19 protein-coding genes are annotated in these 24488 nt (G+C 61.8%); 16 read left to right on the top strand and 3 right to left on the bottom strand.

Annotated features, from left to right (window positions below):
- Window positions 1-5: 5 nt before the first annotated feature.
- From J4862_RS04495 to fumC, 7 genes are all read left to right on the top strand, one after another.
- Window positions 6-353, top strand: coding sequence for a GntR family transcriptional regulator (locus tag J4862_RS04495; RefSeq protein ID WP_249107389.1), 348 nt, complete (start codon window positions 6-8; stop codon window positions 351-353).
- Window positions 354-615: 262 nt separating this feature from the next.
- Window positions 616-1203: a peptidylprolyl isomerase gene (locus J4862_RS04490; RefSeq protein WP_211789551.1), complete on the top strand. Its 588-nt coding sequence runs from the start codon at window positions 616-618 to the stop codon at window positions 1201-1203.
- 80 nt (window positions 1204-1283) lie between these two features.
- Complete coding sequence (gene aroC / locus J4862_RS04485) at window positions 1284-2396, top strand: chorismate synthase (RefSeq protein WP_211787943.1); 1113 nt, start codon at window positions 1284-1286, stop codon at window positions 2394-2396.
- An 8-nt stretch (window positions 2397-2404) separates the two neighbouring features.
- Window positions 2405-3925 (top strand): lipopolysaccharide biosynthesis protein, encoded by a 1521-nt coding sequence (locus tag J4862_RS04480; protein ID WP_211787942.1) that lies wholly within the window; start codon window positions 2405-2407, stop codon window positions 3923-3925.
- 28 nt (window positions 3926-3953) lie between these two features.
- Window positions 3954-5285 carry a glycosyltransferase gene (locus J4862_RS04475; protein WP_211787941.1) on the top strand — a complete coding sequence of 444 codons (1332 nt, stop codon included), beginning with the start codon at window positions 3954-3956 and terminating at the stop codon, window positions 5283-5285.
- Between the two features lie 23 nt (window positions 5286-5308).
- The gene (locus tag J4862_RS04470) at window positions 5309-6034 is read left to right on the top strand and encodes a glycosyltransferase family 2 protein (protein ID WP_211787940.1); all 726 of its coding nucleotides are present in this window, start codon (window positions 5309-5311) and stop codon (window positions 6032-6034) included.
- A gap of 102 nt (window positions 6035-6136) precedes the next feature.
- A complete protein-coding gene (gene fumC, locus J4862_RS04465; protein WP_211787939.1) occupies window positions 6137-7534 on the top strand; it encodes a class II fumarate hydratase in 1398 nt (465 codons plus the stop codon).
- A gap of 151 nt (window positions 7535-7685) precedes the next feature.
- Here fumC and fmt read toward each other — a convergent pair whose 3' ends face one another.
- Together fmt and htpG are read right to left on the bottom strand one after the other, a co-directional pair.
- Complete coding sequence (gene fmt / locus J4862_RS04460) at window positions 7686-8645, bottom strand: methionyl-tRNA formyltransferase (RefSeq protein WP_211787938.1); 960 nt, start codon at window positions 8643-8645, stop codon at window positions 7686-7688.
- Between the two features lie 114 nt (window positions 8646-8759).
- Window positions 8760-10817 carry a molecular chaperone HtpG gene (htpG, locus tag J4862_RS04455; RefSeq protein WP_211787937.1) on the bottom strand — a complete coding sequence of 686 codons (2058 nt, stop codon included), beginning with the start codon at window positions 10815-10817 and terminating at the stop codon, window positions 8760-8762.
- 563 nt (window positions 10818-11380) lie between these two features.
- On the opposite strand from htpG, the gene J4862_RS04450 reads away from it, so the two are divergent.
- The 9 genes from J4862_RS04450 to J4862_RS04410 all read left to right on the top strand — a co-directional run bounded on the left by J4862_RS04450 (window position 11381) and on the right by J4862_RS04410 (window position 22526).
- A complete protein-coding gene (locus J4862_RS04450) occupies window positions 11381-13354 on the top strand; it encodes a glycogen debranching enzyme N-terminal domain-containing protein (protein ID WP_211787936.1) in 1974 nt (657 codons plus the stop codon).
- A complete protein-coding gene (locus J4862_RS04445) occupies window positions 13351-14610 on the top strand; it encodes a glycosyltransferase family 4 protein (RefSeq protein ID WP_211787935.1) in 1260 nt (419 codons plus the stop codon). The genes J4862_RS04450 and J4862_RS04445 overlap by 4 nt, the downstream gene beginning before the upstream one ends.
- 28 nt (window positions 14611-14638) lie before the next feature.
- Window positions 14639-15928 carry a glycoside hydrolase family 57 protein gene (locus J4862_RS04440; protein ID WP_211787934.1) on the top strand — a complete coding sequence of 430 codons (1290 nt, stop codon included), beginning with the start codon at window positions 14639-14641 and terminating at the stop codon, window positions 15926-15928.
- A 105-nt stretch (window positions 15929-16033) separates the two neighbouring features.
- Window positions 16034-16897, top strand: a complete 864-nt coding sequence (locus tag J4862_RS04435) for an RNA polymerase sigma factor RpoD/SigA (RefSeq protein WP_211787933.1) — start codon at window positions 16034-16036, stop codon at window positions 16895-16897.
- A 109-nt stretch (window positions 16898-17006) separates the two neighbouring features.
- A complete protein-coding gene (locus tag J4862_RS04430; protein WP_211787932.1) occupies window positions 17007-17996 on the top strand; it encodes a metal-dependent transcriptional regulator in 990 nt (329 codons plus the stop codon).
- Window positions 17981-20131, top strand: a complete 2151-nt coding sequence (gene feoB / locus J4862_RS04425) for a ferrous iron transport protein B (RefSeq protein WP_211787931.1) — start codon at window positions 17981-17983, stop codon at window positions 20129-20131. Before J4862_RS04430 ends, feoB begins: the two co-directional genes overlap by 16 nt.
- Window positions 20132-20245: 114 nt before the next feature.
- Window positions 20246-20947, top strand: a complete 702-nt coding sequence (gene cmk, locus J4862_RS04420; RefSeq protein ID WP_211787930.1) for a (d)CMP kinase — start codon at window positions 20246-20248, stop codon at window positions 20945-20947.
- 32 nt (window positions 20948-20979) lie between these two features.
- Window positions 20980-21882 carry a 4-hydroxy-3-methylbut-2-enyl diphosphate reductase gene (locus J4862_RS04415; RefSeq protein ID WP_211787929.1) on the top strand — a complete coding sequence of 301 codons (903 nt, stop codon included), beginning with the start codon at window positions 20980-20982 and terminating at the stop codon, window positions 21880-21882.
- Window positions 21879-22526: an O-methyltransferase gene (locus J4862_RS04410; protein WP_211787928.1), complete on the top strand. Its 648-nt coding sequence runs from the start codon at window positions 21879-21881 to the stop codon at window positions 22524-22526. The genes J4862_RS04415 and J4862_RS04410 overlap by 4 nt, the downstream gene beginning before the upstream one ends.
- A gap of 107 nt (window positions 22527-22633) precedes the next feature.
- Here the strand turns inward: J4862_RS04410 and gltA are convergent, their stop codons facing one another.
- The gene (gene gltA, locus J4862_RS04405) at window positions 22634-24133 is read right to left on the bottom strand and encodes an NADPH-dependent glutamate synthase (RefSeq protein ID WP_211787927.1); all 1500 of its coding nucleotides are present in this window, start codon (window positions 24131-24133) and stop codon (window positions 22634-22636) included.
- Window positions 24134-24488: the final 355 nt, after the last annotated feature.

The raw sequence follows: 24488 nt of genomic DNA, 5'->3' as shown, positions 1-24488 counted from the left end.
TAACTATGAACATGACTAAGAACATAGGCTTCAGCTACATCATCGAGCTGGTCGCTGAGCGTATCCTCGATGGCGAGTACACCGAGGGCCAGCGTATCCCCTCCGTGCGCGAGATGGCCGTGCTGATGCAGGTCGCCCCCAATACCGTGGTGCACGCCTACGAGCGCCTCGGGGCTCAGGGGCTGATCCATACGCAGCGCGGGATCGGCTTCTTCGTCTCTCCAGGAGCGCTGGAGCTGGTGCGCCAGCAGCGTCGTCGTCTCTTCCACGAGGAGACGATCCCGCGGCTCAAGCGCATCGTCGCTCAGCTCGGCATCACCGATGAGGAGCTGCGGCAGGAGCTCGGCCTCTAGCCCCGCTTTACTCCTCGACTCATCTAGATGTGGATGGCAAGGCTGAGCGCCAGCATCCTCTGGGGTACGTCATACGACGCCCTGGGGGGAGCTGGCGCTAGTCCTTGGGCTCGCCCTCATCCCGAGCGTTGCGGGCTGGCATCCCTGCGCTCTAGACGAGGCAGGAGGCTGTGGCTAAGGGCTAAAATGACTATCTTTGTACCTACAGACTAGCCCTACCCAAGTGTAGGGCCCCTTTAACTAGACAAGACAGAATATGAGTATGACTGTTGCGCCCAACAAGTTCGTGTCCCTCGGCTACGAGCTCTATGTAGGCAACTCCGAGGAACGCGTCCTCATGGAGGAGACGAGCCCCGAACGCCCCTTGACCTATATCCAGGGTATGGGCATGATGCTGCCCGAGTTTGAGAAGAATATCTTCGGGCTCAAGGCCGGGGATAAGTTCGACTTCACCCTCACCAGCGAGGAGGCCTACGGCCCCCGCGTGGATGAGGCAGTGCATGAGCTTGCCAAGGAGATGTTCCTCACGCCTGAGGGCGAGCTGGACGCCAATGTACAGGAGGGCGCTACGCTGCCGCTCTATACGCCTGATGGCGAGATGATCCGTGGTAGCGTCCTGGAGATCCGTGAGGACATCGTCGTCATGGACTTCAACCACCCCCTAGCGGGTGAGGAGCTCCACTTCATCGGGGAGATCTACGATGTCCATGAGGCTACGCCTGAGGAGATCGAGGCTTTCTTCGGTGGTCATGAGGGTGGCTGCGGCTGTGGCTGTGGCTGCGGTCATGATGACGAAGACCATGGGCACAAGGAGCACGACGGCTGCGGTGGTGGCTGCGGTTGCCACTAAGCATACATTGAAATGATAGGACGGATGCCTTGGGAGGAAGACCTCCCCTAGGGCATCCGTCGCTATGTACACAGGAGTGCGTGAATAGTATAGGGAGACTGATCCGACTGACGACCTTCGGCGAGTCACACGGAGAGGCTGTAGGGGGTGTCCTCGATGGCTTCCCCTCGGGGCTTCGCATTGATGAGGAGCTGCTGCAGCGCCGGCTTGCCCAGCGGCGAGGTGGTCAGCGCGGGACGACTCCGCGTGCCGAGTCCGATGAGCTGCGCTTCCTCTCTGGTCTCTACGAGGGACGTACGACGGGTACGCCCCTTGCCTTCGTCATCGCCAATGCCGATGTGCGTAGCCGTGACTACGAGGCGCTGGCCGAGCTCTATCGCCCAGGGCATGCCGACTACACCTACGAGTCGAAGTACGGGCTTCGCGATCCGCGTGGGGGCGGACGAGCCTCAGCGCGTGAGACGGTGGTACGTGTCGTCGCGGGAGCCCTCTGTGAGCAGTGGCTGGCTAGCCGTGGGGTGGGGGTCTATGCCTATCTTAGTGCGGTGGGAGGGGTGCAGCTCCCCGAGGCTGAGCTGCTTCGTAGCCTCAGTGAGGCGGAGCGCGTGCAGCTCTCCCAGCAACTCTCGGGCCCCTTCCCCTGCCCTGATCCCCGCTACGCCGAGGCGATGCTTGCCGAGATCGAGGCTGCGCGTGCGGCTCGGGATAGCGTCGGAGGCATCGTCAGCTGCCGCATCACGGGCCTACCCGTGGGGCTGGGGGAGCCGCTCTACGACAAGTGTAGTGCGCGCCTAGCCTCCGCGATGATGAGCATCAATGCAGCCAAGGGCTTCGAGCTCGGCAGCGGCTTCGCACTGGCTGCAGCTCGTGGCTCTGCCGTGCGGGACGAGTTTGTCCCCAGCCCCGAGGGGATCGCCACGCGTACCAATCACTCGGGGGGCCTCCTTGGGGGGATCACCACGGGCGAGGACCTCACGCTGCGCGTCGCCTTCAAGCCCACCTCCTCCATCGGCCAGCCGCAGCAGACGGTGACCCGCTCGGGGCAGCCTACGAGCTTCACCCTAGAGGGGCGCCATGATCCCTGCGTAGCGCTGCGTGCGGTGCCTGTCGTCGCGGCCATGGCTGCGCTGACCCTGGCTGATCTCTACCTCGAATACCTAGGACGCCAGGCTGCGCGTCCCCTACATATATAGTATAGTCCATGCCCAGCTTAGCTGCCAAGGAAAGCATACTCGGTACCCTCGTCACCTACATCGGCGTAGGGATAGGCTTCGTGACGACCTTCTTCATCCTGGCCAAGTACCTTACGCCCGAGGAGATCGGGCTGACGCGCCTCCTGCCCGAGCTGGCGACCCAGCTCTCGGGGCTGGGGCTCCTCGGGATGACCTATTCGCTGAGTCGTTACTTCCCCTTCTTCAAGGACAGCCCTACCAATCCCTACCGCGCTGAGGATGGGCCCAACCACGGCTTCTTCTACTACGTCACCGTGGTAGGCCTGGTGGGTGCCGCCGTGATGAGCCTCCTCTACGTGCTGCTGCGTCAGCCGCTGGTGGGGCTCTACAGTACGAATAGCCCGCTGCTCATCGACTTCTACTACGCCGTCATCCCCCTCACGCTCTTCACGATGGGCTGGACGCTGCTGGAGCTCTACACCTACCAGCTGCTGCGTGTGGCTGTCCCTAAGGGGATCAAGGAGGTGCTGCTGCGCGTCCTCCAGCTGGCCTGCTACCTCGCCTACGCCTTTGGCTACATCGACTTCACGACGATGATGTGGGGCTTCATCGGCAGCTTCGGCGTCTGCATGCTCGCTAGTGGAGCCTACCTCGGGCGCATCACGCCGCTGAGCCTAAGGCACAATCCCGCCTATGTCTCCCCCGAGATGCGCCGCGGCTTCTACCGCTACACGGCGCTCTATACGCTGACCTCGATCGGGATCACGCTCTCGGGGCGCATGGATCTCTTCATGGTCGCCTTCATCGACAAGGGGGGGCTCTCCTCGGCAGGGGTCTATACGATGGCCTTCTATATGGTCTCCATTATCGAGATCCCGATGCGGGCTATCCTCAGCGTCGCCGCACCCAAGATCGCCGAGGCAGCCAAGGAGGGCGATAAGCAGCGCGTCGAGGACGTGTACCGCCTCGTGGGCTTCTACCAGCTACTCTCTGGCCTCTTGATCTTCATCATGATCTGGGTGAACATAGACAGCATCTTCGCCATCATGCCCAACGGGGAGCAGTTCGCGGGTGGCAAGTGGATCTTCTTCTTCCTCGGGCTGGCGAAGCTCGTGGAGCTGACCTTGACCTGCAGCCATACGGTGGTGAGTACCTCACGCTACTACTACTGGAATGTCTACTATACCATCAGCGTGCTGGTGATGTCCTTCGTCTCGACCATCTACCTCATCCCACACTTCGGTACGATGGGTGCGGCGCTGGCGATGCTGCTGACCAATCTTGTCAGCTACGGCCTGCAGCAGGGCCTCGTGAGCCTCAAGATCGGGGTGCATCCCTTCAGTCTCCGTATGCTCTACACGCTGCCCATAGCCTTCCTTGCCTGGGGGGCGGATAGCCTCCTACCGCGCATGAGCTCGGTCTGGGTCGACCTCTTCGTTCGCTCCTCGCTCATCGGGCTGCTGCTCCTGCTGTGTCTCCTGGTGATGCGCATCACCCCTGAGCTGATGAGCATGCTGGAGGGGAGACTCCCCGCCAAGTTCCGTCGCTAGGCCTTGACCCTCCTTCATCTCCCTTAGCATGCCCATCCCAAATCCTAAGCGTCCGCTCAAGGTGCTGCTCCTCTGCACCTCGGAGCAGGGGGGAGGAGCTGCCGAGGCCTGCCGCAGGCTCCTCGAGGGGCTCTGCTCCATAGGGCTGGAGGCGCGCCTCCTGGTGCTGCATGGCGGTGGTGCGGGGACGGGACCTATTCGCTCTGTCCTCGAGGGGGCAGGGGCGCGCCTCTGGGCTAAGGCTGCTTTCGTCCTGGAGCGGGCAGAGATCTATCTACGCAATGGCCGCGACCGTGGACGCCTCTTCCGCGTCTCGACGGCGCGCTGGGGCTTCGACGTGAGCTGCCATCCCTGGGTGCAGTGGGCGGATGTGCTGCACCTGCACTGGATCAATCAAGGCTTCCTCTCCCTGCGCGGACTCCAGCGCCTTAGCCTCCTCGGTAAGCCCGTCTTCGCCACGCTGCACGATCTGTGGATGGCAACGGGCATCTGCCATTTACCTCTGGAACTCTCGGCCTTTGGGGCGCAGCTCTGTCCGCGTTACCGCGAGGGCTGCGGCTACTGCCCGCTGCTCTTCAGCCGCTCGGCGCATGACCTCTCTCGCGAGATCTGGCAGCGCAAGGCCTTCCTTAGTTCGCCTGCCTTCCACTATATAGCAGTGAGCCGAGCGGAGGCAGCACTCTTCGGCGAGAGCCCCCTGATGCGCTCGGCGCGCCCTGCCTTTGTCCTCCCCAATCCTATAGACCTAGAGCTCTTCTCCCCGCAGACGGCCGAGGCAATGCCCGAGCCCAGCTGGTACGAGGCGGGACGCTACTACTTTACCCTCGTAGCCGCGCGGCTGGACGATGTGGTGAAGGGCCCCGAGCTGCTGAAGAAGGTCACACGTGCTTTCCGTGCCCAGTCCCCCGAGCTCGCGGCACGCACGACCCTTCTCCTCGTCGGGGAGACCAAGCGGCAGGGCTACTTCGATGACCTTGCCCTCAGCCACATCAGTCTAGGGCGGGTCAGCGATCGTCGTGAGCTCGCAGCGATCTACGCACACAGCGATGCCGTACTCTCGACGAGTGTCTACGAGACCTTCGGGCAGACGCTCTCCGAGGCGCTCGCGGTGGGTACGCCTGTCCTTAGCTTCCGCTGCGGTGGCCCCGAGGACATCATCGAGGACGGGTGTACGGGCTACCTCGTCGATGCCTTTGACCCCGAGCAATACGCCGCGCGCCTCATCGAGCTGCTGGAGTGTCGAGGGCAGGGCGCCTTCGACCCAGAGACCTGCCGCAGCTCTGTCCAGCGCTTCGGTGCTGCCCGCATCGCGACCGAGCTAAGCCAGCTCTATGCTGCCTCACTCCAGCCTATGCCTTAGCTCCAGGCTATACCTTAGTATATATGACTCCACGTATCACCATCATCACCATCTGCTACAATGCCGCCTCTTGCATTGAGCGCACGCTTCGCAGCGTCGCGACGCAGACCTATCCTCATATAGAGTACCTCATCATCGACGGTGCCTCCAAGGATGCGACCCTACAGCTCGTGGCAGAGCTGGCTCCCCAGGCTAAGGTATATAGCGAGCCTGACAAGGGGATCTATGACGCGATGAATAAAGGCCGAGCTCGAGCCACGGGGGACTACCTGTGGTACCTCAATGCTGGCGACGCTCTGCCGAGTGCCGATACAGTGGCCGAGCTCGTAGCGGCGAGCTGCACGAGCTCCCTCCCCGACATCATCTACGGCGACACACGTCTCATCGACAGCGAGGACAGAGATCTGGGGCTGCGCCGCCTCCGTCCACCGCGGGAGCTCGGTTGGCGGAGCTTCGAGCGAGGGATGCTGGTTTGCCATCAGGCCTTCATCGTCAAGCGGACGCTAGCCCCTGAGTACGACCTGCGCTACCGCTTCTCGGCCGATGTAGACTGGTGCATACGCGCTATGAAGGAGGCGCGCAGCTACTACTTCTACCCCGAGGTCATAGCCCTCTACCTCAATGAGGGGACGACGACGGCCAACCACCGCGCCTCGCTCCTGGAGCGCTTCGACGTGATGCGCCGCCACTACGGCCTAGGGCGCACGCTGCTGCGACACCTCACCTTCGTCCTGCAGCGCCAGCGCTAGCAGCTCGCTCTAAGAGCCTTAGCGCGGCCTATGTGGTTCTTTAGGAATTCTCCCTTACATTTGTACCAAGAACTAGATATACACCTATCAACACGATCAACAATGGAATACAGAATTGAGAAGGACACTCTAGGCGAAGTCCAGGTGCCTGCCGACAAGCTCTGGGGCGCACAGACCGAGCGCTCGCGCAACAACTTCAAGATCGGTCCCGCGGCCTCCATGCCTCTGGACGTAGTGCGTGGCTTCGCTTACCTCAAGAAGGGCGCAGCCTATGCCAACCATGAGCTCGGGGTACTCCCCCTCGAGAAGCGCGACCTTATCGCCGCTGTCTGTGACGAGATCCTCGCTGGTAAGCTCGACGATCAGTTCCCTCTGGTCATCTGGCAGACGGGCTCGGGGACGCAGAGCAATATGAACGTCAACGAAGTCATCGCTAACCGCGCGCACCAGCTCGCTGGGAAGAAGATCGGCGAGGGTGAGAAGACGCTCCTCCCCAACGACGACGTCAACAAGAGCCAGTCCTCCAACGACACCTTCCCCACGGGTATGCACATTGCCTGCTACAAGAAGGTCGTCGAGGTCACGCTCCCAGGTCTACGCCAGCTGCACAAGGCTCTCGATGCTAAAGCTAAGGAGATGACCGACGTGGTGAAGATCGGTCGTACGCACCTCATGGACGCTACGCCTCTGACGCTGGGGCAGGAGTTCAGCGGCTACGCTGCACAGCTCGAGCACGGCATCAAGGCTATCGAGAATACGCTGCCTCACCTGGCAGAGCTCGCTCTCGGCGGTACGGCTGTAGGTACGGGGCTCAATACGCCTAAGGGCTACGATGTCGTGGTAGCACGCCACATCGCCGACTTCACGGGGCTGCCCTTCGTGACGGCTCAGAACAAGTTTGAGGCGCTGGCTGCCCACGACGCGATCGTAGAGACCCACGGCGCCCTGAAGCAGGTGGCTGTCTCGCTGAACAAGATCGCCAACGATATCCGCCTCCTCGCCTCTGGCCCTCGTAGCGGTATCGGTGAGATCATCATCCCTGCCAACGAGCCTGGCTCCTCCATCATGCCCGGTAAGGTTAACCCCACGCAGGCTGAGGCTATGACGATGGTCTGCGCTCAGGTCGTAGGGAACGACACGACGATCTCGGTGGCAGGTATGCAGGGCCACTTCGAGCTCAACGTCTTCAAGCCCGTGATGGCGGCTAACTTCCTCCAGAGCGCCCAGCTGCTCGGGGATGCAGCCGTCTCCTTCGACATCCACTGCGTCTCGGGTATCGAGCCTAATCACCCCCGCATCCAGGAGCTGCTCAATAAGTCCCTGATGCTCGTGACGGCGCTGAATACGCACATCGGCTACTACAAGGCCGCTGAGATCGCCAATGCAGCGCACCACAACGGCACGACGCTCAAGGAAGAGGCGCTGCGTCTCGGCTATGTCTCCGCTGAGGACTTCGACAAGTGGGTACGTCCCGAGGACATGGTACATCCCCTCGACTAAGCGTATCGCTCCCCTCTAAAGGCATCGCCCCCACACTCCGCATACTGGAGTGTGGGGGCGATTTGCTTTGTGCCCTAGCGGAAGCCGTGCGGGCGCGGGCTGTGGGCGCTTTACCTCCTTAGCCTAAGTGGTGGCAAGAGAGGGAAGCAGGCTACTTGTTCCTCAGACCATTGAGGTAGGCGGAGGCAGCCATAGCCTTCTTGGCAGGGGGCTGGAGCGTCTTGATGACGAGGTGCCCAGAGGCGGTGGCGACCTCGAGTCGCTGCTTGGGGCCGATGACGATGCTGCCTGGCGCTAGGGGCGTGGCGGGAAGCTCGCTCTCGGGGAGTACCTCCGTCTCATGGATCTTGAAGGTGATGGGCTCGTGTCCCTCGATGCTGAGCGTGCACCAGGCACCTGGGTGGGGGGTGAGCCCGCGTACCTGATTGTGTAGCTCGCGGGCCGTACGCGTCCAGAGGAGCTCGGTATTCTCCTTGTCTAGCTTGGGCGCTGCGCTAGGGGCCTCGTCGTGCTCCTCCTGCGCCTGCCCCTTGGGCTCCTCGTCCTGGAGGAAGAGGTCTACTGTCTGACGGAGCGTCTCGGCACCGAGGTGCATGAGGCGTTCGTAGACCGTGCCCGTGGTATCCTCGGGGGTGATGGGGGTGCGTGCCTGCAGGAGGATGTCGCCCGTGTCGAGCTCGTGCTTGAGGCGGAAGGTGGTGACGCCCGTCTCCGTATCACCATTGATCACTGCCCAGTGTATGGGGGCTGCACCGCGATAGCGGGGTAGGAGGGAGCCGTGGAGGTTGATCGTGCCGAAGCGGGGGAGCGCCCAGACGACCTCGGGCAGCATGCGGAAGGCGACGACGATCCCGAGGTCAGGGGCGAGCTCTCGGAGGCGGCCGACGAAGGCCTCATCCTTGAGCCGTACGGGCTGCAGCACCTCGAGGCCTACACTCTGGGCGTAGGTCTTGATCTTGCTCTGCTGTAGCTTCTGCCCGCGGCCCGCGGGCTTGTCGGGCATCGTGACGACGGCCACGATGTGGTAGCCGCTCTCGACGAGCAGCTGGAGCGAGGGCAGGGCGAAGTCTGCCGTCGCCATATAGACGATACGTAGTTGATCCTTAGTCATAGGGGAGCGATTGCGTTAGACGGAGACAAAAGTACGGCCTTTCGGCTGAAAACGACTTAGCCTACCACGCTCCCCGAGGGAGGGTGGTAGGCTAAGTGTCTTAGGAGGCTAGGCTTAGAGCAGCTCCTGCGAGCGGCGGATGAAGCGCGCCAGTGCCTCGCCCTTCAGCAGGCCGCTACCTAGGAGCGCCAGGTCTACGAGCTGACCCACGAGCGCAGTGTCCTGCCCGAAACGCTGGAGCTCGCTGTTGATCTTGCCCTCGAGCTCGGCCTGCTTGTAGCTCAGGCTCTCGAGCTCCTCTCGCTCAGCTGCCGTGACCTCGTCGGCCTTCTTGGCATTCTGTACCGTGCGGGCTGCCTCGACGAGCTCGGTCTGTGCCTTCAGCTCCTCACGCAGCGTCCCGAGCTTGGGCTCGACGCTCGTCTGCTCCTCGCTTAGGAGGCGCTTGATGAGGGCGTGGTCGCTGTTGAGGACGACATTGTAGCCCTCGGGGAGCTCACCGTAGAAGTTCATCCCCGGCTGGAGGCGTGCCATCTCCTGCATGCGGCGCATGAATTCGCCCTGCGTGATGAGTACAGCGTCGGCATCCTCACCCAGCGCCTCGAAGGTCACGTGGTAGTTACGCTTCTCCTCGCGGGGGAGGCGTGCCTGGAAGATCTGGCTGAGGGCCTGCTGCTCCTGATCCGAGAGAGAGACCTCACGCTGCTCGTCCTTGGCGATGAGCTTGTCGATGGAGTCGGAGTCGACGCGTACGAAGCGGGTCTTCTCCAGCTTCTGCTCGAGCTGGGAGATTACGTGGACATCCAGTGGGCCGTCCATCAGGAGGACGGAGTAGCCCTTGGCGGTAGCACGCTGGATAGCGCTGTACTGCGTCTCCTTGTCATTGGCGTAGAGCCATACCAGCTGCCCGTCCTTGTCCGTCTGGCTGGACTCGGTGAGCGTGCGGTACTCCTCGCTGGTGTAGAGCTTACCCTCGAGGTCGGTCAGGAGGTTGAACTTAGCGGCGCGCTCGTAGAACTTCTCGTCGGAGAGCATCCCATACTGGACGAAGACCTTGAGGCTCTCCCACTTCTCCTCGAAGAGGCTGCGCTCGTTGCGGAAGAGTTCGTCCAGCTTGTCGGCGACCTTCTTGGCGATGTGGTTGGAGATCTTCTTGACCTGGGCGTCGCTCTGCAGGTAGGAGCGGGATACGTTCAGCGGGATGTCGGGGGAGTCCAGTACGCCGTGCAGCAGGGTGAGGTACTCGGGGACGATGCCCTCGACCTCCTCGGTGACGAAGACCTGGCTGGCGTAGAGCTGGATCTTATTGCGCTGCAGCTCCATCTGGTTCTTGACCTTGGGGAAGTAGAGGATCCCTGTGAGGTTGAAGGGGTAGTCTACGTTGAGGTGAATCCAGAAGAGGGGCTCCTCCATCGTCTGTGGGTAGAGCTGATGGTAGAAGGCGATGTAGTCCTCCTTCGCCAGTTCGCTGGGCTTCTTGGTCCAGGCGGGGTGGATGTCGTTGATCTGGTTGTCCTGGTCGGTGTCCACGTAGGCGCCGTCCTTCCACTCCTGCTTCTTGCCGAAGATGATGGGGATGGGGAGGAACTTGCAGTACTTATTGAGTAGGGCTGTCAGTCTGTCCTTGCTGAGGAACTCCTCACTCTCGCTGTCGATATGCAGGATGATGTCCGTACCGCGCTCGCTGCGGCTGCCTGGCTCGAGGATGTACTCGGGGTTGCCCTCACAGCTCCAGTGGACGGCCTCAGCGCCTTCCTTGTAGGACTTCGTCTGTATCTCTACGCGGCTGGAGACCATGAAGGAGGAGTAGAAGCCGAGACCGAAGTGGCCGATGATGGCTACCTTGTCATCCTTGTACTTGTCGAGGAACTCCTCGGCGCCTGAGAAGGCGATCTGATTGATGTACTTCTCTACCTCCTCGGCCGTCATCCCTATCCCGCTGTCGCTGATGGTGATGGTCTTGGCCTCGGGATCGAAGCTCACGCGTACCTGGAGCTCCCCGAGCTCACCCTTGTACTCGCCTGCGCTGGCCAGCGCGCGGAGCTTCTGGCTGGCGTCCACAGCGTTGGATACCAGCTCACGGAGGAAGATGTCGTGTTCGCTGTAGAGGAACTTCTTGATGACGGGGAAGATGTTCTCGCTCGTCACTCCGATTTTTCCTTGCTTGCTCATAGATCTATCAATGGATGTATGTCGTTGATTACTTAGTTGCAGTCCTCTAGGCAAAGGGAGTGCCAGGAGGAGCGGCGTGACAGAATGGCACAGACGCCTGTCGCGATGCCGCTCCCTCTGGCCTCGGGGCGCGTGCTAGCCCACGGCTCGAAGGGGTGCGCTGCGGCAGCGAGCAGCGGGGCTCCTAGTGACTTGCTTGGGCTAGAGCGAGGCCTCCCCTTCGTCCCCCTTATTCCTAAGGGCTGCTGACTGATAGCTCTCAAGGCTACTGACTGATACCCCTCGGCTCGCTGGTGGACGTCCCTGAGGCTGCTGACTGATATCCCTCAGCGCCCTCGGGGATAGATCAGAGGTGCGGCACCCCTTTGCTGGGGGTGCTTCTCCCCCTTGAGGAGGCCTCCCGCCGACCCTGTATGCTTGGGGCGCGCAGCGCCTTGGCTGGCTTGACTTGCATTATCTTAATTCGTAACTTAGCGGGAGAATATTACACAGCTGCTGAGCGCTGCAGCCCTACCTCTAGACGGTAGGGGAGGGGCGCTGAGCACTATACGAACAAGAACCGAATGAGTTACCTCAAGTTTGACCGCCGACTGATGGCTAACTTGGATGAGTCCACACAGCGAGAGTACATCCGTACGAATCGAAAGGGCGCCTACTGTTGCTCCAGTATCGTCGGCTGCAATACCCGCAAATACCATGGTGTGCTCGTCGTCCCTATCCCTACACTCAGTCCCAATAATCACGTACTCCTCTCCAGCCTCGACCTGACGATCGTGCAGCACGGGGTGCCCTTCAATGTTGGGATCCACGAGTATGAGGGCGATGTCTTCAGCCCCAAGGGACACAAGTATATCCGTGAGTACAATGTCGACGTCGTATCCTCGACGACCTACCGCGTCGGTGGGGTCGTGCTACGTAAGGAGTTCATCTTCTGTCACTACGTCAATAGGGCGCTCATTCGCTACACCCTCCTAGAGGCGCACAGCCAGACGACGCTCCGCCTGAGTCCCTTCCTTGCCTTCCGCGACGTGAAGATGCTGACGCACCGCAATGATCAGCTCGATGGTAGCTATCAGGAGGCGACGTCTGGCGTCAGCTTCTGCCTCTACCCAGGCTACCCGAGACTCTATCTGCAGCTATCCAAGCAGGGGCGCTTCGTCGCCGACGCGCACTGGAATGAGCGCATCGAGTACATCAAGGAGCGCGAACGCGGCTACGAGTACACCGAGGATCTCTACGTGCCGGGCTACTTCGAGCTCGATATCGAGCTCGGCGAGTCCATCTACTTCTCGGCAGGCCTCGATGAGGCGGATCCACGTAGCTTCGCCCAGCTCTTCGACGAGGAGCTGGCGATGCGTACCGTGCGCGAGGACTTCCGTAGCTGCCTGCTCAACTCGGCCCTACAGTTCTACTACCGCCCCGACGCGACCCACGGCTATCTGCTGGCGGGCTACCCTTGGTTTGGGGTGCGTGCCCGTGACCTCTTCGTCGCCCTCCCGGGCTGCTCTATCTATGCCGACGCGCCCGAGCGCTACTATAGGATCATGGATACGGCGATCCCCGAGCTGCGCAACTTCATGAACCAGGTCAGCATCTCCGAGGAGATACGTGGCATCAACGAGCCCGATGTAGGCCTCTGGGCGGTGTGGGCGCTGCAGCAGTATGCCTCCTGGTCGAGCCCTGCCGATATGGTCAGCCGCTACGGGGACTTCCTCGACGAGCTGATCCACTACTATCTGCGCAATGTGCACCCCAATCTCCGTATCGACGAGACAGGGCTCTGCTACATCCTGGGCGATGGCAAGCCCCTCTCCTGGATGGATGCCAAGATCGACGGGCAGGCCGTCGTACGCCGTGAGGGCTACCTCGTGGAGGTCAATGCCCTGTGGTATAATGCCCTTTGCTTCTACCGCGAGGTGCTGCCCAGCAGGTGGACGCCCGAGCTCGAGGAGCTGGTAGAACGGGTGCAGACGAGCTTCTGCCGCACCTTCATCAACGAGCATGGCTACCTCTTCGACTACGTCCTGCCTCACCATCCTCAGGACTGGAGCGTGCGACCGAACATGATCTTCGCCGCCTCGCTCCCGTACTCCCCGCTACCTAAGTCTACACGCCGCTCCGTCGTCGAGATCATCACCCGTGAGCTGCGCACGCCCAAGGGGCTGCGCAGCCTCAGCCCCAAGAGCGAGGGCTACCAGCCGCAGTGCCACGGCACCCAGCTGCAGCGCGAGCGCGCCTACTACAACGGCTCGGTATGGCCGTGGCTGCTCGGGGCTTACTTCGAGGCCTACCTCAAGCTCTACGGCCGTGGCGCCTTCTCCTTCATCGAGCGTACGCTCATCGGGATGGAGGAGGAGCTGCAGGAGCACGGCGTAGGGACGATCAGCGAGCTCTTCGACGGCAATCCGCCCTTCAAGGGTAGAGGCGCTATCTCCTTCGCCATGAGCGTCGGGGAGATCCTGCGCTCGCTGCATCTGCTCAAGCAGGCCCAGGCGGCATACGACACACAGACACTCCCCATGATACGATACGAATGAGAGCATTGATGTTCGGCTGGGAGTTCCCCCCTCACATCCTCGGGGGACTCGGCACAGCTAGCTATGGACTGACGAAGGGGATGGCCGCGCAGGGCGATATGGATATTACCTTCGTCATCCCCCGCCCCTCGGGCGATGAGGATACGAGCTTCCTGCGCATCATCGGCGCAGGAGATACGCCCGTCGTGTGGCGCGATGTGAGCTACGACTACGTACGTGAGCGCCTGGCGGGCAAGATGACGCCCGAGCTCTACTACCAGTTGCGGGATCATATCTACGCCGACTTCTCGCACTACAGGACCAATGACCTAGGCTGCTTCGAGTTCTCGGGCAAGTATCTAGACAACCTCCTCGAGGAGATCAATAACTACAGCATAGTGGCGGGCGTCATCGCCCGCAGTGAGGGCTACGACGTCATCCACTCGCATGACTGGCTGACCTATCCCGCGGGGATCCATGCCAAGCAGATCACGGGCAAGCCGCTGGTGGTACACGTCCACGCTACTGACTTCGACCGCAGCCGCGGGAATGTCAACCCCACGGTCTTCGGCATCGAGATGGACGGGATGAACCATGCCGACCACATCATCACCGTGAGCGAGCTGACGCGCCGTACCGTCATCGAGAAGTACCATCAGGATCCTGCCAAGGTGACGACGGTGCACAATGCCGTCACGCCCCTCTCGCCCGCCATCCTCGCCCTGCCCGACAAGCGCGGCGTCAAGGATAAGGTCGTGACCTTCCTCGGGCGTATCACGATGCAGAAGGGCTGTGAGTACTTCGTCGAGGCTGCGGCTAAGGTGCTGGAGCGTACGCAGGGCGTGCGCTTCATCATGGCCGGCAGTGGCGATATGATGGATGCGATGATACGCCTGGCGGCGCAGCGCAACATCGCCGACCGCTTCCACTTCACGGGCTTCATGAAGGGGCAGCAGGTCTACGAGGTCTTCAAGGCCAGCGACGTCTACGTCATGCCCTCGGTCTCCGAGCCCTTCGGGATCTCCCCGCTGGAGGCCATGCAGTGCGGCGTCCCCTCCATCATCTCCTATCAGTCGGGCTGTGCCGAGATCCTCGACTACGCCATCAAGGTAGACTACTGGGACATCGACGCCATGGCCGACGCCATCTATGCCCTGATCACTTACCCCGAGATGCACGCCTTCCTCAAGGAGGAGGGGCTGCGCGAGGTGAACAGCATCACCTGGGAGGCCGCTGGGCGCAAGGTGCGCGCCATCTACGACCGCTACGTACGCTAAACTCTGACACACGCTATACACTAGAGCTATGAAGAAGATTTGCCTTTGCTTCCAGATACACCAGCCCATCCGACTCCGTCGCTACCGCTTCTTCGATATCGGGAATGTCCATTACTACAGTGATGACTACCTCAATGAGGAGGTCTTCGATCGCATCACCGACAGCTGCTACTTCCCTGCGAACCGCATGCTGCTGGAGCTTCTGAAGACCTACCCCGACTTCCACGTCAGCTTCTCGATCTCGGGGCTAGCGCTGGAGCAGATGGAGTACCGCAAGCCTGAGCTCCTCGAGAGCTTCAGGGAGCTTGTGGCTACGGGGCGTGTGGAGTTCGTCGCAGAGACCTATTCGCACTCTATATCCTCGCTCTACGATCCCGTAGAGTTCCGCAACCAGGTGCGTATGCAGCAGACCAAGCTGCGCGAGCTCTTCGGCGTCGAGCCCTCCCGTGTTTTCTGTAATAGTGAGCTGATCTATTCGGATGAGATCGCTCTAGAGCTCGCCTCTCTAGGCTACGAGGGCATCATCACCGAGGGCGCCAAGCACGTCCTCGGCTGGAAGAGCCCCAACTACCTCTACGGCTCGGCCGTCTCGCCCGAGACCAAGCTGCTGCTGCGCAACGCTGGTCTGAGCGAGCTCGTGACGAACCACTTCTCCAACTACAGCTCTCACGAATACCCTGTCACGGCAGACAAGCTCCTGGGGCGTGTGCAGCACCTCCCCGAGGGTGAGGACTTCACCCTCCTCTATATGAACTATGAGGTACTCGGGGAGATGAATCGTGCAGAGACGGGGATCTTCGAGTTCTTCCGTGCCCTGCCCAAGCTCGCCGCCGACTACGGCGTCGGCTTCGCCACGCCCTCGCAGCTCTTGGACAGCCAGCGCCCCGTCGGGCTGATCTCGGTAGCCTATCCGATTAGCTGGGCGGGTGAGGAGAAGAGCACCAACGAATGGAACGGCAATATCCTCCAGCAGGGGGTGATCGAGAAACTCCGCCAGTGGGGCGAGCGTGTCCACGCCCTCGAGGACCGCGGCCTCCTGAAGGACTGGCTCTATCTACAGAGTGCCGACCACTTCTACTACATGAATACGATCAACTGGGGGGGGCATCCCTACAGCCCCTATAGCTCGCCCTACGATGCTTTCAATAACTATATGAACGTCCTGAGCGACCTACTCCTCCGCGTCGAGGAGCAGGCGCCCAGCAGCATCGAGACCGAGGAGCTGAACTCCTACCAGCAGATGATCCACGCGCAGCAGGAGCGCATCGCCGAGCTCGAGGCCGAGGTCAAGCACCTCGAGGGGCTAGTCAAGCAATGAGCTCGCGCCACTAGAGTCGGCTCCAAACAAAAGGCCCTAGCCCTGCGTTGTAGCTATGTAGACATCTAGTGGACACTTCACCATCAGTAGATAGAAGGGAACGCTATGAGACAACTCAAGATATCGAAGTCCATCACCAATCGAGAGAGTGCCTCGCTCGACCGCTACCTGCAGGAGATAGGTCGCGAGGAGCTCATCAGCATAGAGGAGGAGGTAGAGCTTGCCCAGGCGATCAAGCGGGGCGATCGCCGAGCCCTGGATAAGATGACCCGAGCCAATCTGCGCTTCGTCGTCTCCGTCGCCAAGCAGTACCAGAACCAAGGCCTCAGCCTCCCCGACCTCATTAATGAGGGGAACCTCGGGCTGATCAAGGCGGCCGAGAAGTTCGACGAGACGCGCGGCTTCAAGTTCATCTCCTACGCCGTCTGGTGGATACGCCAGGCGATCCTCCAGGCACTGGCTGAGCAGGCGCGTATCGTACGTCTGCCGCTCAATCAGGTCGGGACGCTCAACAAGATCTCCAAGGCCTTGGCTAAGTTCGAGCAGGAGAACGAGCGCCGCCCCTCGGCCGAGGAGCTGGCTAAGGAGCTTAACCTCCCCGAGGACAAGATCACCGAGACGCTCAAGGTCGCAGGGCGGCATATCTCCGTCGATGCCCCTTTTGTCGAGGGAGAGGAGAATAGCCTCCTGGACGTACTGACCAGTGACGACACCCCCTCGACGGATAGCGTACTGCTCGATGAGTCGCTCAGCAGCGAGATCAACCAGGTGCTGACGAACCTCACCGAGCGTGAGGCCGAGATCGTCAAGTGCTTCTTCGGCATCTGCGGCTACCCCGAGATGACGCTCGATGAGATAGGGATGAAGTACGATCTGACGCGCGAGCGCGTGCGCCAGATTAAGGAGAAGGCTATACGCAAGCTGCGCAACGATATACACTGCGCCTCCCTCAAGCCATACCTCGGCTAGCTCCTCCCTAGCCCTCTTCCCTTCGTCTACGCTCATGGCTACGCAGTCCCGACTGTGTGGTCATGAGCGCTCGTGTAGATCCTCTAGGCACCGATAGATAATTACAGAGATGACAAAGCGACAAGCACATCATTGGCTCGGCTGGCTGCAGCGCTGGGGGATGCTCCCGCGCCGCCTCGTCCGGCATACCGAGGCCGAGGATCTACTGAAAAGCCTCTACGAGCAGCAGCGTCAGCCCGCTGGGGTGCAGGCCAGCTCTAGCCCCATCCTGCGCCACGGCCCCGAGCTGTCGGAGCTACTCCAGCAGCTGCGGCAGGAGGGCTACCTAGCTACCGACTCCTTCGCCCTCACTGAGCGTGGGGAGCAGCGTGCCCTCGAGCTGATCCGTGCCCACCGCCTCTATGAGCTGTATCTGGCGGAGCACTCGGGCTACACGCCTAGTGAGTGGCACCGCCTAGCGCATACCAAGGAGCACCAGCTCAGCTCCTCCGAGCACCAGCGTATCGCCTCGCTCCTAGGTAATCCCCTCTACGACCCGCATGGCGATCCCATCCCTACGGCCGAAGGGGTGCAGGCCGAGCTCCCTGAGGCCCTTCCCCTTGAGGCGCTGCAGCCGGGCTCGTGGTACTACGTCCTCCACATCGAGGATGACCTCGTGGAGGCCTACCACTACCTTACGGATCTAGGCCTGACGCGCGACTCCATCTTCCAGCTGCAGACGCTGGAGTCTGGCATCTGTCGCCTCTATTACGAGGGGGAGGCCTATGATCTCCCCGTACAGTTCCTCAGCTCGCTACACCTACGGCTGGCGACTGCGCAGGAGCTCAAGGAGAGTCATGCCGCCGAGGTGCGGCGTCTCTCCACGCTCGCTCCAGATGAGTCCAGCACGGTGCTCGGCCTCTCGCCCTCCTGTCGTGGACCGATGCGCCGCCGTCTGATGGACCTCGGCTTCGTACGCGGTAGCCACATCAGCATAGAGATGCGCAGCCCGCTGGGCAATCCTACGGCCTACATCGTACGCGGGGCCACCATCGCCTTGCGTCGCGACCAAGCTCGCTATATCCTTATCCAAGACCCCAAGCTATGCCCTCAAGAGTAAGTCCTGATACCTCCTGCTCCTCTGCCTCCGCACAGGCTGCTGCCCTGCAGCGTCGTGGGGAGCACCTCGCCGAGACGCGCTATACCATAGCTCTGGCGGGGAACCCCAATACGGGTAAGAGCACCGTCTTCAATGCCCTCACGGGGCTCAAGCAGCATACGGGGAACTGGCCTGGCAAGACGGTCGGTAAGGCCGAGGGCGCCTTCGACTACGCTGGCGAGGGCTATAAGATCGTAGACCTCCCAGGTACCTACTCCCTCTCCTCGACGAGCGAGGACGAGGAGATCGCCCGCAACTTCATCCTCTTCGACCGCCCCGACGTCACGGTCATCGTCGCTGACGCCACCCGCCTGGAGCGTAACATGAACCTTCTGCTGCAGGTGCTGCAGATCACCGATAAGGTCGTCCTCTGCGTGAACCTCCTTGACGAGGCGCGCCGCAATAAGATCGAGATCAACCTCCAGGCGCTCTCCCGCCGCCTCGGCATCCCTGTCATAGGGGCCAGTGCCCGCTCGGGCAAGGGTATCCCCGAGCTGCTCGTACAGATACGGGCCGTAGCGCTTGGTGAGTATGTCTGCCGTCCCTACCGCGGGCAGAGCCTCCCGGAGCACACGGCACAGCTCGTCGCGAAGCTCCAGGCCAAGGTCGAGGAGCTCTATCCCGAGGTTGCTAACAGCTGGTGGATCGCCACGCGCCTCATCGAGGACGATCCCTCGATCACCGCACGCTTCGATGCCCCTGAGCTCCTCGAGCTGGCGCGCCAGGTGCACCTCGAGATCGGGGAGAACTTCCACGACCAATGGACGGAGTCTATCTATGCCGACGCCTACCGCATTTGCTCCGAGGTTCTGCTGCAGGCCCATGTCGAGGGACGCCTGCCGCTGGACGTGCGGCTCGACCGCATCCTCACCTCGCGTCGCTGGGGCTTTCCCATCATGCTGCTCCTCCTCGGGGTGATCTTCTGGCTCACCATCGTCGGGTCGAACTATCCCTCCTCGCTCCTGAGTGACCTTTTGGTGGGGCGGGTGCACCCGCTCTTCCGCTCGGCGCTAGTCACGCTCGGTAGCCCCTGGTGGCTCACGGGGCTACTGGCGGACGGTATCTATCTCACTACCGTTTGGGTCGTGTCGGTGATGCTGCCGCCGATGGCGATCTTCTTCCCGCTCTTCACCTTACTGGAGGACTTCGGCTATCTGCCGCGTGTGGCCTTCAACCTCGATGAGCTCTTCCGTCGTAGTGGGGCGCATGGTAAGCAAGCGCTGACGATGAGCATGGGCTTCGGCTGCAATGCTGCGGGTGTCGTCTCCACACGCATCATCGACAGCGAGCGCGAGCGCCTCATCGCCATCATCACCAATAACTTCTCGCTCTGCAATGGGCGCTGGCCTACCATCATCCTCCTGTCCTCGCTCTTCATCGGCGCGGCCGTGCCGCCTGCCTATGCGGGGCTGGCAAGCATCGGCGCGGTGCTAGCGATCGTGCTGCTGGGCGTGCTGGTCATGTTTGGCGCCTCCTGGGCGCTCTCCCATACGGTGCTGCACGGGGAGGTCTCTACCTTCCACCTCGAGCTGCCGCCCTATAGGCCGCCGCAGTTCTGGCGCACGCTCTACACCTCCTTCATCGACCGCACGCTGATCGTCCTCTGGCGTGCCCTGGTCTTCGCAGCCCCTGCGGGGGCCTTCATCTGGCTCTCGTGCAATGTACATATCGGGGGAGCTAGCGTCGCCGCACACCTCATCCAGCTGCTGGACTACCCAGGGATGTTGATGGGACTCAATGGCGTCATCCTCCTAGCCTACCTCCTGGCGATCCCTGCCAACGAGGTCGTCATACCCACAGTGCTCATGCTCACGACGCTGGTGCTAGGCGGTGGTGATCCTGCTGGCGCTGGCGTCCTGATGGAGGGAGGGGAGGCTGAGACCTTTGCCCTCCTGCAGCAGGGAGGCTGGACGCTGATGACGGGCGTCTGCCTCATGCTCTTCTGCCTGCTGCATCACCCCTGTAGCACGACGATCTACACCATATACAAGGAGACAGGCAGCCTACGCTGGACACTGCTCTCCGTCTTCCTTCCCCTCGGTCTCGGGATCCTCGTGACCATGATCACGGCGGGCATCTGGCGTCTTGTCGCTTAGCTCGCGCAACATTCTTCGCCCTGTGTCTGTTAGCCTCTTTGGTGGCTATAGCAGCGCAGGGCGATCCTTTTGTATCACCTCACCCTGCTGAAGACCAACAAGCTAGTATAATCAATGAAGGATAAGATCATCGTAGCCATCGACGGCTACAGCTCCTGCGGCAAGAGCTCCATGGCACGCACGCTGGCCGAGGCCATCGGCTATATCTACGTAGACACGGGGGCCATGTATCGAGGCGTCACCCTCTGGGCCATGCGTAAGGGCTTCATCGAGAATGGACTCATCGACGCCTCCTCGCTGGAGCGCTCCCTGGGCGACCTAGAGCTGGCCTTCCGGCTGGCGGAGCAGAGCCCACGCCCCGAGCTCTACCTCAATGGCGAGCGTGTCGAGCAGGCCATCCGCTCTATGGAGGTCGCCTCGCAGGTAAGCCCCGTGGCAGCCCTCAGCTTCGTGCGCAGCTTCCTCACCGCACAGCAGCAGGAGATGGGGCGGCATAAGGGCATCGTCATGGATGGCCGCGACATCGGTACGGCTGTCTTCCCCGACGCCGAGCTCAAGGTCTTCGTCACGGCCGACCCCCAGGTGCGTGCGGAGCGCCGACTGGCGGAGCTGCGCAGCAAAGGCGACCACATCATCACCATGGAGGAGGTGCTGGCGAACCTGCAAGAGCGTGACTATATCGACACCCACCGCGAGGTGGCACCGCTCACCCAGGCGCCCGATGCGCTGGTACTGGACAACTCCCACCTCACCATCCCCGAGCAGGACGCCCTGCTACATTCCTATTATCAGGCTGCGCTTGCCCGTAGAGGGTAGCCGCTGCCTACACATCCCATCAACATCTAGATATGACCTACCCCACGATAGAGATAGACCAGCAGTCGGGCTTTTGCTTCGGCGTGATCAACGCTGTCAAGCATGCCGAGCAGCAGCTCGAGAAGGACAAGAAGGAGCTCTACTGCCTCGGCGACATCGTCCACAATAGCCAGGAGGTCGACCGCCTGCAGGCCAAGGGCATGCAGACCATCGACTACGACACCTTCCGCCAGCTAGAGGGCAAGCGCGTCCTCTTCCGTGCGCATGGTGAGGCGCCTGCGATCTATCAGATGGCACGCGAGCGTAATATCGAGCTCGTCGATGCTACCTGCCCCGTGGTGCTCGCGCTGCAGAAGAAGGTGCGCAAGAAGTTCGTCGAGCTGGATCCCATCGGAGGGCAGATCGTTATCTACGGCAAGAAGGGCCACGCTGAGGTCAATGGCCTGGTCGGGCAGACGGAGGGCAAGGCCATCATCGTGCAGTACCCCGAGGATGTCGAGCAGATCGACTTCGCACGTCCCGTGGCGCTCTTCTCCCAGACGACGCAGTCGCTGACGGGCTTCCTCGAGCTGATCGACACGCTGCGTGATCGTATGCAGGAGGGGGCTCGCTTCGAGTATCAGGACTCGATCTGCCGCCAGGTGTCCAATCGTATGCCGCATATCCAGGACTTCGCTTCGCGGCATGAGCTGGTCTTCTTCGTCGCTGGGGCTAAGAGCTCCAATGGTAAGGTGCTCTTCAGCTACTGCCTCAAGGGCAATGAGCGCAGCATCTTCGTCTCCTCCCCCGACGAACTGACGGCCGATATGCTGCAGCCGCTGCCGGCGAGCATCGGCATCTGTGGCGCCACCTCCACGCCTATGTGGCAGATGGAGGAGGTAGCAGCGCGCATACGCGAGCTCCTCGGTATGCCTAGCCCCACGACGCAGGCATGACGCTCCTAGAGCAGCGCCTCGAGGACTATATCCTAGCGCATACGACGCCCGAGAGTGAGCTGCGTCAGCGGCTCGCCCGACAGGCGCACGTGCAGCTCCTCAGGGCGCGTATGCTCTCGGGACCGCTGCAGGGAGGCCTCTTGCAGATGCTCTGCCGCATGAAGGGCGCCCGCTATGTCCTCGAGCTCGGTACCTATACGGGCTATGCGGCGCACTGCATGGCCGAGGTGCTCCCCCCAGGCGGAGAGGTGCACACTATAGAGTCGGACGATGAGATGGAGGACTTCATCCGCGGCTTCATCGCAGAGGCGCCCTGGGGTGAGCGGATCAAGCTGCACCTGGGCGATGCCCTCGAGCTGCTGCCGGCGCTGGTGGAGCGCTACGCCTTCGACCTCGTCTACATCGATGCCAACAAGCGCCAGTACCTCGACTACTACGAGCTCCTCCTGCCGCATCTGCCTAGTGGTGCCATCATCCTAGCCGACAATACGCTCTGGGATGGCAAGGTCGTAGCCGACCCGCTGCCGACGGATGCCCAGACGCAGAGTATCCTGTCCTTCAACCGCCACGTGCAGGAGGATCCTCGCGTGGAGAACCTCATCCTCCCCCTACGTGATGGGCTGAGCATCATCTACAAGAAGTAGCGCCTCTCCCTCACTGCGCCTCAAGCACTACGCCCCGCTAAGCCTAGAGACTTAGCGGGGCGTAGTGCTTGGGGCTTTTGCTTAGGTGGGCTCGGCTAGGGGAGGCCTTAGACCAAGGCGCCCAGCTCGGTGCGTCCCGTCAGCGATCGGTGCATCGCGGTGGCGGCACGGCGCCCGTCACCCATGGCGAGGATCACGGTGGCGGGGCCGCGTACGATGTCGCCCCCCGCGTAGATCGTAGGGATGGAGCTGCGCTGCTCCTCATCGACGACGATGGTCCCCGAGCGGGAGACCGAGAGCTCGGGCAGCGACTGCGGTACGAGCGGGCTGGCGGAGTAGCCTATGCTCACGATGACCTCATCGACCTCCAGCTCCACGATAGCGCCCTCTATGGGCTGGGGGCTGCGGCGTCCACTCGCGTCGGGCTCGCCGAGCTGCATCTGCTGCAGGCGCATGCGGGCGACGTGCCCCGATTCGTCGGCGAGGTAGGCAATCGGATTGTGCAGCGTCAGGAAGCGTGTTCCCTCCTCCTCGGCGTGGTGGAGCTCCTCGGCACGGGCGGGCATCTCCTCACGGCTGCGGCGGTAGACGATCATCACCTCCGCGGCACCGAGACGCAGCGCCGAGCGTACGGCATCGATGGCGGTATTCCCCGCTCCGATGATGGCCACGCGCTTGCCAGCATAGCGCAGCTTCTCCTCGTCGATCTCCTCGGGGCTCATCATGTTCAGGCGCGCCAGATAGTCGCTGGCTGAGTGGATGCCCTTGAGGTCTTCGCCTGGGACATGCATGAAGTTGGGCACGCCAGCGCCTGTGCCGACGAAGATCCCCGCGAAGCCTTCCTCCTGGAGCTGCTGCACGGTGATATCCTCCCCGACATAGGTGCTGGGGACGAAGTGCACGCCCAGCTGGCGGAGCTTCGCCAGCTCGTGCTCGATGATGCTATTGGGGAGGACGAACTCGGGGATTCCATAGCGCAGGACGCCTCCGAGCTCTTCGGCGGCCTCGTAGACCGTCACCTCATAGCCCCACTTGGCCATATCGGTGGCGAAGGAGATCCCTGCAGGGCCGCTGCCGATAGCAGCGACGCGTAGGCCATTGGGGGGCATGGGCGGTGCTAAGGGCTTGGCCTCCTCGGGATGCAGACGCTCGTAGTCGGCGACGAAGCGCTCGAGGTTACCGATGGAGACGGCAGGCTTCTTGAGGCTCAGCGTGTAGATGCACTGGCTCTCGCACTGCTTCTCCTGCGGGCAGACGCGCCCACAGACGGCAGGCAGGCTGCTGGTCTCGCGGATGATCCCTAGGGCATCAACGAACTCCCCCCGCTCGATGAGCTTGATGAAGGAGGGGATATGGATCCCTACGGGGCAGCCCGAGACGCAGCCCGGGCTAGGGCAGTCGAGGCAGCGCCGTGCCTCCTCCATGGCCAGCTCGGCTGTATAGCCTAGAGCGACCTCGTGGTGGAAGGCGCTGAGCCGCTCCTCTAGGCCGAGCGTAGGCATAGGGGTGCGGGGTGCGGTGATACGTTCTTTATTGGGAGTCGCCTTGCGTAGCTCGGCACGCCAGGGCTGGGCGCGGCGTTCCTTGATCAATTCTTCTCTTGTCATAGTGGGCTGATGCTACTTAGCTCCTCGGCGGGATGGGCTGTGCCAGCTCGCTAGGCCGCCCCTCTCGGGCAGAGCGTAGCGTAGGGGGAGGCGCGCTGGGCCTGCTGGGCCTAGCGTACAGGGAAGTCCCCTCGAGATCTATCGGTAGAATGCGCGATCTACAGAGCTGCATCAAGGTGTATACCATCTAAGTGCTTCGGAGTAGCAAGAACAAATATAAGTAAAGCCGCGCAATCCTCCGAAGCCGCTCCCGCAGCCTCGGCGCGCGGAGCTGCTCCCTAAGGGGGAGCGTCCTGATGGATATCAGTCAGCCCGCTGAGGGATATCCGTCAGGAGGCTGAGGGAGGCCAGTGGC

It is taken from the genome of Porphyromonas sp. oral taxon 275 (assembly GCF_018127745.1).
Taxonomy (GTDB): domain Bacteria; phylum Bacteroidota; class Bacteroidia; order Bacteroidales; family Porphyromonadaceae; genus Porphyromonas.
Note: the sequence above shows the minus strand (reverse complement) of the source record. Positions and strands in the feature narration are given on the sequence as shown.